Annotated in this window: 10 protein-coding genes; 2 read left to right on the top strand and 8 right to left on the bottom strand. The window is 60.8% G+C overall.

From position 1 onward, the window contains the following. Nucleotides 1-12: 12 nt before the first annotated feature. Nucleotides 13-1,593, bottom strand: coding sequence for a peptide ABC transporter substrate-binding protein (locus GGI60_RS04240; RefSeq protein WP_183912332.1), 1,581 nt, complete (start codon nt 1,591-1,593; stop codon nt 13-15). A gap of 286 nt (nt 1,594-1,879) precedes the next feature. Here GGI60_RS04240 and GGI60_RS04235 point away from each other — a divergent pair, with 286 nt between their 5' ends. Continuing rightward, nucleotides 1,880-3,592, top strand: coding sequence for an alpha-glucosidase (locus GGI60_RS04235; protein WP_183912334.1), 1,713 nt, complete (start codon nt 1,880-1,882; stop codon nt 3,590-3,592). A gap of 22 nt (nt 3,593-3,614) precedes the next feature. Here GGI60_RS04235 and ade read toward each other — a convergent pair whose 3' ends face one another. Further along, nucleotides 3,615-5,312: an adenine deaminase gene (ade, locus tag GGI60_RS04230; protein WP_183912336.1), complete on the bottom strand. Its 1,698-nt coding sequence runs from the start codon at nt 5,310-5,312 to the stop codon at nt 3,615-3,617. Nucleotides 5,313-5,429: 117 nt separating this feature from the next. Further along, on the bottom strand, nt 5,430-6,533 hold the full coding sequence (locus GGI60_RS04225; RefSeq protein WP_183912338.1) for a branched-chain amino acid ABC transporter substrate-binding protein: 1,104 nt from the start codon (nt 6,531-6,533) through the stop codon (nt 5,430-5,432). Nucleotides 6,534-6,988: 455 nt separating this feature from the next. Here GGI60_RS04225 and GGI60_RS04220 point away from each other — a divergent pair, with 455 nt between their 5' ends. Beyond that, the gene (locus GGI60_RS04220; RefSeq protein ID WP_183913848.1) at nt 6,989-7,903 is read left to right on the top strand and encodes an HD-GYP domain-containing protein; all 915 of its coding nucleotides are present in this window, start codon (nt 6,989-6,991) and stop codon (nt 7,901-7,903) included. A 76-nt stretch (nt 7,904-7,979) separates the two neighbouring features. On the opposite strand, the gene GGI60_RS04215 is transcribed toward GGI60_RS04220, so the two are convergent. From GGI60_RS04215 to choW, 5 genes are all read right to left on the bottom strand, one after another. Then, complete coding sequence (locus GGI60_RS04215) at nt 7,980-9,305, bottom strand: aspartate aminotransferase family protein (protein WP_183912340.1); 1,326 nt, start codon at nt 9,303-9,305, stop codon at nt 7,980-7,982. A gap of 269 nt (nt 9,306-9,574) precedes the next feature. Then, a complete protein-coding gene (locus tag GGI60_RS04210) occupies nt 9,575-9,892 on the bottom strand; it encodes an ArsR/SmtB family transcription factor (protein WP_183912342.1) in 318 nt (105 codons plus the stop codon). A 109-nt stretch (nt 9,893-10,001) separates the two neighbouring features. Next, nucleotides 10,002-10,751, bottom strand: a complete 750-nt coding sequence (locus GGI60_RS04205) for a HugZ family protein (RefSeq protein ID WP_183912343.1) — start codon at nt 10,749-10,751, stop codon at nt 10,002-10,004. A gap of 31 nt (nt 10,752-10,782) precedes the next feature. Beyond that, a complete protein-coding gene (gene choV, locus GGI60_RS04200; RefSeq protein ID WP_183912345.1) occupies nt 10,783-11,835 on the bottom strand; it encodes a choline ABC transporter ATP-binding protein in 1,053 nt (350 codons plus the stop codon). Beyond that, nucleotides 11,832-12,677, bottom strand: a complete 846-nt coding sequence (gene choW / locus GGI60_RS04195; RefSeq protein WP_183912347.1) for a choline ABC transporter permease subunit — start codon at nt 12,675-12,677, stop codon at nt 11,832-11,834. The genes choV and choW overlap by 4 nt, the downstream gene beginning before the upstream one ends. Nucleotides 12,678-12,729 lie beyond the last annotated feature (52 nt).

Here is a 12,729-nt window from a genome sequence, read left to right as displayed (position 1 = left end):
AGCCGTTTTCCCTTACTCTTTCATCGACAGCCAGCGCGTGCGGTGGATGTCCTGGATGTTGTCGACGAAGCCTTCGACCTTCGGCGAAACGACGTTCTTCGAGACGTAGTAGTAGATCGGCAGGGCGGCGGATTCATCCAGCGCCAGCTGCTCGGCCTTCTTGAAGATCTCGGCGCGCTTCTTCAGATCCGTCTCCGCATTGCCGTCCTTGATCATCTTATCGTAATCAGGATTGGACCAGCGGCCGTAGTTCATCTGCACGCCCGTGACCAGGAGATTCAGGAAGTTGTCCGGGTCGTTATAGTCGGCAAGCCAGCCGGCACGGCCGATTTCGACCTGACCACGCTGCATCTGGTCGTAATGCACCTTGGTTTCGGCATTGACGAGCTCGACATCGACGCCGAGCGGCTTCCACATGGAGGCGATCGCCACCGCGATGCGCTTGTGGTTGTCGTTGGTGTTGTAGCTGAGGACGGCATGGAGCGGCTTGTCCGGACCGAAGCCGGCCTCAGCGAGCAGCTTCTTGGCTTCGGCGACCTTGTCCTTATAGGGCAGGTCCTTCCAGCTGACATAGGCGGGCTCGCCGTAATTGGCGGTGCCCGGCGGAACCCAGGAATAGGCCGGCAGTTCGCCGGTGCCGAGGATCTGCGGGCCGATCACTTCACGGTTGATCGCCATCGACAGTGCCTGGCGGACGCGCTTGTCGCTGAAGGGCGGCTTCTGCGAGTTGACGACATAATAATAGAGGCCGGAGAAGGGGGCGACATGCGCCTGGCCCGGCAGGTTCTTCTTCATCCATTCGTACTGATCGGTCGGGAAGTCGGTGAGGATATCGAATTCGCCGGCGCGGTAACGTTTCAGCGCGGCTTCCTGATCTTCGAGCACGAAGAACTTGGCGCCGTCGATCTTCAGGTCCTTGGTGCCGTACCACTGGTCGTTCTTAACGGTGGTGACATGCGAGCCCGGAACCCATTCGGTCGGCTTATAGGGGCCGTTGGTGACGATGTTGCCGATCTTGACCCAGTCCTGACCCTTGGCTTCGACCACGTGCTTCGGCAGCGGATAGGCCGTGTAGTGCATCAGAGCGTTGATGAAATAGGGGGTCGGATTTTCCAGTGTGATTTCGAGCGTCTTGTCGTCGATCGCCTTGACGCCAAGCTGGTTGAGGTCGGTGATCTCACCCTTGTTGATCTTTTCGGCGTTCTTGATGGTGAACTGCAGATAGGCATAATCGGCGGCGTTCTTCGGGTCGACGAGGCGCTGGAAGGCGAAGACGAAGTCTCCTGCCGTTACCGGCTGGCCATCGGACCACTTGATGCCGTCGCGAAGCTTGAAGGTGTAGACCTTGCCGTCGGGCGAAATCGTCCAGCTTTCGGCCTGGCCGGGAATCGGATTGTCCTTGGCGTCCTCGGTGACGAGGCCTTCGAAAATGTCGCCGGCAATACGATTCTCCCAATCGCCGGAAAGCTTCTGCGGATCGAGCGACTGCGGATCGCCACCATTGTGAATGTTGAGCGTGGCAGCATGCGCAGAAAACGCCAGCAATGTGCCAAGCATTGCGGAGGCGAGAAATTTTTTCGTGAACTGGTTCATCGTGGGTCCACCTTTCTAGGCTTTGCGCCTTTATTAGACATCTGTTCCCGACATTTGACCTCTTACGTGCAGGTCAGTGCGCACCTTATCGCAAAGGCTTTGCGTTGCAACCCCAAATCCGGAGGCCGGATTCCGGTTGTGGACAAGCTTATATGCGCCCTCCTCTTGCCGGATCGCGACGAACTGTCGCGGACCGTTTTGGACCGCTGCTCCAGGCTTCACCCGGTTGTCTTTTGCCCCGTCCGCTTTAGTGTGGCGGTCGCAAACGAAACAGGAGAGCTAGCCGATGGCATTGCAGGCAGGCGGGAATGCGGATTGGTGGCGCGGCGCGGTAATCTATCAGGTCTACCCGCGCTCGTTTCAAGACACCAACAGCGATGGCCTCGGCGACCTCAAGGGGATCACCCGCCGGCTGCCGTATATTGCCAGCCTCGGTGTCGATGCGATCTGGCTGTCGCCCTTCTTCAAGTCGCCGATGGCCGACATGGGCTATGACGTCTCCGACTATTGCGATGTCGACCCGATCTTCGGCACGCTCGCCGATTTCGACGAGATGATGGCCGAGGCGCACAGGCTCGGCATCAGGGTGGTCATCGACCAGGTGATCTCGCACACATCGGACCGGCATCCCTGGTTCGTCGAGAGCCGGGCGAGCCGGACCAATCCCAGGGCGGACTGGTATGTCTGGGCCGATCCGAAGCCGGACGGGACGGCGCCGAACAACTGGCTGTCGATCTTCGGCGGGCCGGGCTGGGAATGGGACGGCGTGCGCCGGCAATATTACCAGCACAATTTCCTGACCTCGCAGCCGGACCTCAATTTCCATTGCGAAGAAGTGCAGGATGCGGTGCTGGAGACGGTGAAGTTCTGGCTCGACCGCGGCGTCGACGGCTTCCGGCTGGATACGGTGAACTATTATTTCTGCGACAAGCAGCTGAGAAGCAATCCGCCGCATGAGCCCGACGAGGATGACGCCGGCCTTGATGCGCCCGACAGCAATCCGTACGGCATGCAGAGCCATTTCTACGACAAGACGCAGCCGGAAAATGTCGATTTTCTCAAGCGCTTCCGGGCACTGCTCGACCAGTACGAGGATCGCACGACTGTCGGCGAGGTCGGCGATGGGGCGCGTTCGCTAAAGACGGTCGGCGCCTATACGAGCGGCGGCGACAAGCTGCACATGTGCTACACCTTCGACCTGCTCGGACCGGAGTTCACCGCAGAGCATATTCGCGGTTGCGTCGAGGACTTCCAGAAGGTGGTGACCGATGGCTGGGTCTGCTGGGCCTTCTCCAATCACGACGTCATGCGCCATGTCAGCCGTTTCGCACGCACGGAAGAAGAGCGGCCTGTCATCGCCAAGCTCGCGATCTCAGTGCTTGCGGCGCTGCGCGGTTCGATCTGCCTCTACCAGGGTGAGGAGCTGGGCCTGCCGGAGGCGGAGCTTGCTTTCGAGGATCTGCGGGACCCCTACGGCATCCGTTTCTGGCCGGCGTTCAAGGGCCGCGACGGATGCCGCACGCCGATGCCCTGGGAGGCGGGCAAGGCGCATGCGGGCTTCACCTCGGCGGAAAAGAGCTGGCTGCCGGTGCCTTATGAGCAGGCTGCGCTTTCCGTGGATACGCAGGAGGACAGCTACTACTCGGTGCTGCACCACTACCGCAGGACGCTCGCCTTCCGGAAGAGCCACCCGGCGCTGATCGACGGCGAAATGACCTTTGTCGGCACCAACCAGGACCTGCTCGCCTTCACCCGCGAAAAGGGCGGGGAAAAACTGCTGTTCGTTTTCAACCTGACGCGCAAACCGGCCGCTTTCCGCCTGCCTGACGGTATCGTGCTCGGGGAGCCGTTGGCCATGCCGGGCTACGAGGCCGTGAACGATGCGGGTACGGTGAAACTTGCAGCCCTGGATGGGTTTTGTGCGCGGGTCAGTGGCCGCGCGAAATTGCTCGACAAGGTGAAACCTGTTGAGGGCGAATTACCGGAAGCCTGGCGGTAGGCACCCATAGTCCTGGCGCTGCTCACCCGATCAGCGAGAATTTGTCCACGTCGACCATGCCGCGGTCGGATATCTTCAGGTGCGGAATGACGGGCAGCGGCAGGAAGGCGAGCTGGAGGAAGGGTTCTTCCAACGTTGCGCCGAGCGCGAAGGCGGCCTTGCGCAAATCATGCAACGTATCGCGGACCTTTTCGTAAGGCTCAAGGCTCATCAAGCCGGCAATGGGCAGGGCGATTTCGCCGGTGACCTTGCCATCCTCCACGACGACAAAGCCGCCCTGGATCTCGCCGAGGCGGTTTGCGGCACGCGCCATGTCATCCTCGCTGACGCCGACGACGCAGATATTGTGGCTGTCATGACCGACGGTGGAGGCGATTGCGCCCTTCTTCAGGCCGAAGCCCTGGACGAAGCCGTTGGCGTGGTTGCCGTTCTTGCCGTGGCGTTCGATGACGGCGACCTTGATGATGTCGTTGGCAAGATCAACGGCCGTCTCGTTACCTTTGACGGGCAGCCGGTAGCGGCGATGCTCGGTGATGATCTTGCCCGGCATGACGCCGATAACCGGCGTTTCGCCTTCGGCGACCGGCACACCGAAATGGGCGGCGTTGACCGGCCGGGCCCTGACGCTGTCGAGGCCGATCGGAGCGACCGGTTTGCGCGTGGAAAAGAGCGCATCGGTGACGCGGCGGCCGGCTGAGAAGACCATGTCGGCGCGGCAGCCTTCCAGACTGTCGAGAACCACGAGATCAGCGCGCCAGCCGGGCGCCACGAGACCGCGATCGCTGAGACCGAAAGCGCGGGCGGCCGAAATCGAGGCGGCGCGGTAGATCGCCAAGGGCTCGACGCCGTTGGCGATTGCTGTGCGGATCATGTGATCGAGATGACCCTGTTCGGCGATGTCGAGCGGATTGCGGTCGTCGGTGCAAAGCGCGAGATATGGTGAAAGCCGCTCGGTGATGATGGGGATCAGTGCGGCGAGATCCTTCGACACGGAACCCTCGCGCACGAGGATATGCATGCCTTTGCGGATCTTTTCCAGTGCTTCCCCGGCCGTGGTGCATTCATGCTCGGTGCGGATGCCGGTTGCGAGATAACCGTTGAGGCCGTTGCCGGAAAGAAGCGGCGCATGACCATCGATATGGCCGCCCTGGAAGGCGTCGAGCTTGGCCATGCAGACGGGATCCTTGTGGATCACGCCGGGGAAATTCATGAATTCGGCGAGACCGATGACCTTCGGATGGTCGCGGAAGGGCAGGAGACGCTCGATCGGCAGATCGGCGCCTGCGGTTTCGAGATGGGTCGCCGGCACGCAGGAAGACAGCTGGACGCGGATGTCCATGATCGTCTCCAGCGCGGAGTCGAGAAAGAATTCAATGCCGGTGGTTCCGAGCACATTGGCAATCTCGTGCGGATCGCAGATCGCGGTGGTGACACCATAGGGCAGGACGCAGCGGTCGAATTCATGCGGCGTGACCAGCGAGGATTCGATGTGCAGATGCGTGTCGATGAAGCCGGGAACGACTGTTCGGCCCGATATGTCGATCTCGGTTTCTCCCGCATAAGTGCCTGATGTGCCGACGATGCGGTCGGCGCCGATGGCGATATCGGAGCGGACGACTTCGCCGGTGACGAGATCGAAGAAGCAGCCGCCCTTCAGCACGATATCGGCGGGCACACGGCCCACACCCTGGTCGATAAGACGTTCGAGTCTGCTGGTCATGGCACCGCTCACATTGCAACCGATTCCGAAGTTATAACCGATCTGCGTCGACATGCGATGCCTGCAAACGAGATCGGGCGCCGAATGGCGCCCGATCGTAGTCTCTCATATCGCGGCTCATTCGGCCGCGACGATCTTGCCGCCTTCCCACTTGTAGAGCGAGAAACTCTGCGAAGTCAGGTCGCCGGTTTCGCCGTAAGTGACCTTGCCGATGGCCGTCGGGATCTCCTTGCCGTCTTTCAGCGCGGCCGCGACGGCTTCAGCATCCTCGGCGCTGCCGGCCTTCTCGATGCCGGCCTTCAGAACTTCGACGGCGGCATAGGCGTTCAGCGTGAAGGCTTCGGCCGGAATGTTCTTGGCGGCAAGCGCATCGACGGCAGTCTTGGAGTCGGGGTTCTTGGTGGCGTCGGAGGCGTTAGTGAACAGCGTGCCGCCCGCCGCATCTGTGCCGATGGCCCAGAATTCGGTGTTGGAGAGGCCATCGCCGCCGATGATCGTCGCGTTGGCGGAAAGGTCATGCAACTGGCGGGCTAGCAAGCCGCCTTCCGGGTGGTAGCCGCCGAAATAGAGGATATCGACCTTCTCAGACTTGATGCGGGTGGTGAGCGCGCTGAAATCCTTGTCGCCGGGCGTGATCGCGTCATTGACGACTTCGGTAACGCCGCCGGCGTTCAGCGTCGCCTTGAAGGCATCGGCGAGGCCTTTGCCATAGGCGCCTTTGTCGTTGACGATGGCGATGCGCTTGTCCTTGAAGTTCTGCAGCACGTATTTAGCGGCGACTTCCGCCTGCTGGTCGTCGCGACCGCAAGTGCGCAGCACGTTGGTGAGGCCCCGCTTGGTCAGGTCGGGGGCGGTCGCCGTCGGGGTGACCATCAGCACGCCGTTTTCAGCCAGCACGTCCGAAACGGGGATCGCGACACCCGACGTCACCGGGCCGACGACGAAGCGGATGCCGTCGCCGACGACCTTGTTGGCGGCGGAAACGCCCTGCTTCGGTTCGCCGGCATCGTCGGCCAGTTCGAGGACCACCTTCTCGCCGAGAATTCCGCCCTTCTTGTTGATCTCGTCGACGGCGGTCTGAGCACCGTTCTTCACCTGATCGCCATAGGCGGCGACCGGACCGGTCAGCGGCGCGATCAGGCCGATGGTGATATCGGCATGGGCAAGCGGTGCAAAAGTGAGTGACGCGACGAGGGTCGCAGTCAATGTCTTGAGGGTCATTGTCTGTCTCCTTGGATGGGGTCTTCGACCCGCGATGAGGTGCCGCGCCGGCCTTCCCGATCATTCAACAGCCCTTCGGGGCCGTGCCAAGGACGATCGGTAACGGCGCGGTCAGCGAGCCCGCCGGCCATGTTTGACTCGGGGAAGCTCATGGCGAGATTTCTAGGAATTTTGATGAGATTGCGCAAGTTCATAACAAAATGGACGGAAATCCGGTCGATCCGACCGAAAATGTGCTTGATCGACCATCTTCTACGCTTTCAAGGATCTTTCAGAGGCGAGGTCGCATGGGCGGGCCTCCGCCGGACGAAAACACTTCCGCCCGGGTGTCTTTATCTTTCCCATTAACCGTTAGTTTGGCCAATGACAGTAGGATCCCGCGATACCCAAACACGGCAGCATTGAAAAAGAGACTACATAAAGAATTACATAAACACATCGGGACAGAGATCTGGATGCTCAAGCGTATCGATGCCGGTCAGGTGCGGATCGGAATGTTTGTGGAGGCTGTCGAGGGCCTGTGGCAGGACCCGCTTTTGTCGAAGCGCAGATTTTCCCTGCGGCACGAGGTCGATGCGGCAAAAATTCGTAAATGCGGCACCGCCAGCGTCGTCATCAATACTAGCAAGGGGCTCGACATCAACGGCCTGCCGGGTCGTGACATTGAGGTCGACATCCAGGCGGCGCGCGAGACCGTCCAGAAATCCGTGCGGTTGCTGGCGGATGCTTTCGGGCGGTTGCGCAACGGCGACGGAATCAGTGCCGATCACCTGACGCCGGTCATTTCTTCCGTCTCCAAGTCGATGGATGAAAACCCTTCGGTTTTCCTCAGCGTCACACGCCTGAAATCAAAAGACGAAGTGACCTTCCTGCATTCCGTTTCGGTGAGCGCGCTGATGATTCTTTTCAGTCGTCATCTCGCACTCGATGAGCATACGATTCAGATGCTCGGCACCGCGGGTTTGCTGCACGACGTCGGCAAGCTTGACATTCCGCTTGAGGTCCTCAACAAGGCAGGGCCCTTGGAAAGGGATGAGATCAGCTTGCTCCGTGGCCATCCGGAGAAGGGGCATGCGATCCTGTCGCGGCAGGAGGGCATGTCGGAGATCGTTCTCGACGTTTGCCGCAATCATCACGAGCGCATCGACGGCAAAGGCTATCCGCGCAGCTTGTCCGGCAGCGAGGTGAGCCTTCACTCGCGGATTGCGACGATCTGCGATGTTTACGACGCCATCACTTCGGTGCGGCCGTATAAGGCGCCATGGAGCGCCAGCGAGGCACTGAAATGGATGCTCGGCGCTGAAGGGCATTTCGATCGCCAGCTCCTGAAAAAATTTGCCCTCTGCCTTTCCGTCGCTTCTGTGAGCTGAGTTTCTTGTATCTTCAGACGAAAAGACCCGCGAGAGCATTGTCCATCGCGGGTCTTGAGGATCTTCGATCGCCTCTTCAGATGTTGTTCTGAAGGATGGTCCTGAGCTTGCCGAAAAGTTCGTCGATATGGTGCTTTTCGATGATCAGCGGCGGGGAGAGCGCGATGATGTCGCCGGTCGTGCGGATCAGAAGTCCGCTCTCATACGCCTTCAGGAAGGCCGTAAAGGCGCGCTTGGTGGGCTCGCCGGCGATCGGGTCGAGTTCAATTGCGCCGATCAGGCCGGTGTTTCTGATATCGATGACGTTGGGGCAGTCCTTGAGCGAATGCAGCGCGTCGGCCCAATAGTCGGAAAGTTCGGCAGCACGGGTCAGCAGACCCTCTTCCTTGTAGGTGTCGAGCGTGGCAAGCGCTGCGGCGGAGGCGATCGGGTTGCCGGAATAGGTATAGCCGTGGAAGAATTCGATCATGTGCTCCGGACCGTTCATGAAAGCATCATGGATCTCGGAGGTGACGAAGACGGCGCCCATCGGAATGACGCCGTTAGTCAGTCCCTTGGCGGTGGTGATCATGTCGGGCTTGACGTCGTAATATTGCGCGGCAAAGGGGGCGCCGAGGCGGCCGAAACCGGTGATGACTTCGTCGAAGATCAGCAGGATGCCGTGCTTGGTGCAGATTTCACGCAGCTTCTGCAGATAACCCTTCGGCGGGATGAGGACGCCGGTAGAACCGGCGACCGGCTCGACGATGACGGCGGCAATGGTAGAGGCGTCATGTAGCGTGACGATGCGCTCGAGTTCGCTGGCGATGTCGCCGCCATGCTCGGGCTCGCCGCGGGTGAAGCTGTTCTTGCCGGGCTGGTGGGTGTGCGGCATGTGATCGACACCGGTGAGCAGCGTGCCGAACATCTTGCGGTTGGCAACGATGCCGCCGACGGAGATGCCGCCGAAATTGACGCCGTGATAGCCGCGCTCGCGGCCGATCAGACGGAAGCGCGAACCGTTGCCCCTCACGCGGTGATAGGCAAGCGCCACCTTGAGCGCGGTCTCGACGGATTCGGAGCCGGAATTGGTGTAGAGGACGTGGTTCATGCCTTCCGGAGCGATGTCGACCAGACGGTTCGCCAGTTCGAAGGCCTTGGGGTGGCCGAGCTGGAAGGCCGGGGCGTAATCGAGTTCGCCCGCCTGCTCGCGGATCGCCTCGGTTATCTTCGGACGGCAGTGGCCGGCGTTGACGCACCAGAGGCCGGCCGTGCCGTCCAATACCTGACGGCCGTCATGGGTGGTGTAATACATGTCCTTGGCGCCGACGAACAACCGCGGCTCCTTCTTGAACTGGCGATTTGCCGTAAACGGCATCCAGAAGGCGCGAAGATCGTTCGGTGCATTGAGGCGGTTGGACATGCTGTTCTCCTGGCCGTCGACGGCCCGTTCCCGAGGGCTTGTCGCCCGAATTTTTACTGCCCGGTCAAATTATCAGGGCATCTCAAGGCGTCAATGAGAAAAGTCCCGACATGCTTCCGCTCAGAAAAACTCGCCAAAAGGCACGACCGGCAAATCGCCAGATTTGCCGGTCGTGCCGTTAAGGTTCACGTGCTGAAATATCGTTGCCGAGGCTTCGGGAGGATTCCCGGGCGGCACCGGCACGGCTGACGGTCATGTCAGCGCTATCATCAGGCCGCAGATCTGCTTCTGTTCGGAACGAGGTAGATGTCTTCGAGCGTCGCCAGAATCTTCATGACCGGCTCGGATGTGCTTGAGTAGTAGATGGTTTGGGCGTCGCGACGGGTCTTGACCAGTTTTTGCGCACGCAGTTTCGAAAGGTGCTGTGAGAGAGCCGACTGACTGAGGCCTACTTGTGCAGCAAGGACGCCGACGGCGACTTCACCTTTCACCAGGCTGCACAGGATCAGCAATCTTTTGGGGTTGGCCATAGCTGACAATAGTGCCGCCGCCACATTCGTGTGGTCAGCCAAATCAGGGGTTTCCATATTGTTATCTTCCTAATGCGAAACGTACATCATCTGTGTGATACAGGCCGTCTGCCGGAGCGGGCGGCCGAAATTAGCAACTAGGCTTGAAGATTGTATATACCTAAATTTAAGGTATCGAGTATGCTATTTTAGATATGTTTGAACAAATGTGATCGCAATCCACAGCGAGAGTTTCGAACTCGTGTCGCACCAAAAAGTCCCCGGAAATAATGTCGAAGCCCGCCGGATCTACCCCGCAGATGCGCCAAGAGCCCGATTCCGGTGCGTTTAAGCGCACTGCAAGGATGTCCGCCACATCGGGATGGCGCTCTACTAAATCTCGCACTGTTTCGGCCGCTTTGGCGGCGATCGCCTCGATTGCCGGCGATTGGATCACGAGGTCACTTCCGTCGAGATGGTAGGCGCGGCCGAAGCCGCCGTTGAGGCTCGCCTGCTCCGGTTTGAGACGGAAGAAGAGGAAGTCGGGAAAATCGATATAAAGTTTTGCCTTGGGATGGCGATCGAGAAAACGCGTGCGAATGCGCTCGTGGAAGCGATGACCATGCTCGACCGGCTCCGCCACGCATTGGGTCGTCAGCCGGCCATAGACGAGGGGATCGCCCTTGCCCGGCTCGCCGGTGAGCAGCGAGGCGCGTGGGTCCCTTGCCAGCGCCTTGGTGTGAGCCGAAAGCCTCGAAACGAGGATGACGGGCGTGCCGTCGATATCGGTGGCGAGAAGGACCCGGCTGGCGAAAGGAAAACCGGTCTCGGGGTCGAGAACGGCGATCGCCGCGTACCGGGCGGAGCGCAGCAGCACGCGGGCGAGTTTGCGGGCCTCGTCGTCGGTTTCGCGTAAGGGGGAGGGTTGATCTTTCATAACCGCTTTGTGGCAAAGCGGCTTGAAAACATCAAGCGTCCTCCTTGCGGCGATGGCGTGTAAGGCCGGCGACGATATCCTGGGCCGTGATGGTGCCGATGACCGTGCCGTTTTCCACGATGCCGATGCTGCCCGGCTGGCGGGCGAGTACGTCGAGGACATCGACGAGCGGGGTCGCGGCGCGGGCCGTGGCGCTGACGCTCATGCCGGCGGCCGTCTGGCCGAGGCCGGGCTGCATGACGTCGGCGGCGGTCAGCATGTTGATCGGATTGAGGTTCTGCACGAAATCGGCGACGTACTGGTCCGCGGGGTTCTTGACGATGTCGTGTGGCGTTCCGCACTGGATGATCCGGCCGCCCTCCATGATGGCGATGCGGTTGCCAATGCGGAAGGCCTCATCGAGATCGTGGCTGACGAAGAGAATGGTCTTCTTCAGCCGCCGCTGGAACTCCAGGAGTTCGTCCTGCAGACGGGTGCGGATCAGCGGGTCGAGCGCAGAGAACGGCTCGTCCATGAGCAGGATCGGGGCGCCGGTGGCAAAGGCACGGGCAAGGCCGACACGCTGCTGCATGCCGCCTGACAGTTCGTTGACCTTGCGGTTTGCCCATTTCGTCAGGTTGACGAGTTCGAGTTGCTCGCCGACGCGGGCTTTGCGTTCCGCCTCCGGCATGCCGGCGAGTTCGAGGCCGAAGCCGACATTTTCGGCGACCGTGCGCCACGGCAGGAGGGCGAACTGCTGGAACACCATGGAGACGGTGTGGGTGCGCAGTTCGCGCAGCGCCTTGGCATTGCATTTGTAAGGATTGACGAGGCCCGTGGTTGTGGAGACCGCGACGTCGCCGCGCACCACTGGAGCGAGCCCGTTGACGGCGCGCAGCAGCGTCGACTTGCCCGAACCGGAAAGGCCCATCAGCACGAGGATCTCGCCTTCTTCGATCGTCAGCGAGGCATTGGCGACGCCCAGCACCAGGCCGGTCGCGGCGCCGATCTCGTCGCGCGTTTTGCCCTGGTCGGCCATGGCAAGGGCGGCTTCCGGCCGGTCGCCGAAGATGATGCTGACATTCTTGAAGTCTATCGCTGTCATGCGCCGTCTCCTTCGTCGCCTGCGCGGAATATGCGGTCGAGAATGATCGCCAGGATGACGATGCAGAAACCGGCTTCGAAGCCCTTGGCGATGTTGACAGTATTCAGCGCGCGCACGACCGGCACGCCGAGACCTGGAGCGCCGACGAGAGCGGCGATGACGACCATGGACAGCGACAGCATGATGGTCTGGGTGAGACCCGCCATGATCTGCGGCGCGGCGAACGGAAGCTCGACTTTGCGCAGCACCTGGATCGGTCGCGCGCCGAAGGCGACGGCGGCTTCGACGAGGGAAGGCGGTGTCGAGATGATGCCGAGGCGTGTCAGCCGGATGGGGGCGGGGATCGCGAAGATGACAGTCGCGATCAGGCCCGGCACCATGCCGAGGCCGAAGAGGATTAGGGCCGGGATCAGGTAGACGAATGTCGGGATCGTCTGCATGAGGTCGAGCACCGGGCGCATGGCGGCATAGACCCAGGCGCGGCGGGCGGCCGCAATGCCGAGCGGAATGCCGATTACCATGCACACGAAGGTGGCCGCGAGTACGAGGGCGAGCGTCTCCGTCGTCTCCTTCCAATAATCCTGGTTCACGATGAGCAGCAGGCCAAGACAGGTGAAGAGGGCGACGGCGATCGAGCGGCGAAGCCAGAAGGCAAGCGCGGTAACGGCTGCGATGACGATCAGCGGATGGGGCTTCTGCAGCACGAAGAGCAGGCCGTCTATGGCGCTCGACAGCAGGAAGGAAAGCTGGTTGAAGAACCACTCGCCGTTCGAGGTCAGCCAATCCACGAAGGATTTGGCCCAGGGGCCGATCGGAATCTTAAATTCAGTGATCCAGTTCAAGGGCGCGCCTATCCAAAAAATTAACAATCGGACAAAAATGAAACGGGGCGGC

Origin of the sequence: Rhizobium lentis (assembly GCF_014200175.1) — a bacterium.
GTDB lineage: Bacteria > Pseudomonadota > Alphaproteobacteria > Rhizobiales > Rhizobiaceae > Rhizobium > Rhizobium mulingense.
This window is presented reverse-complemented; position numbering and strand designations above follow the sequence as displayed.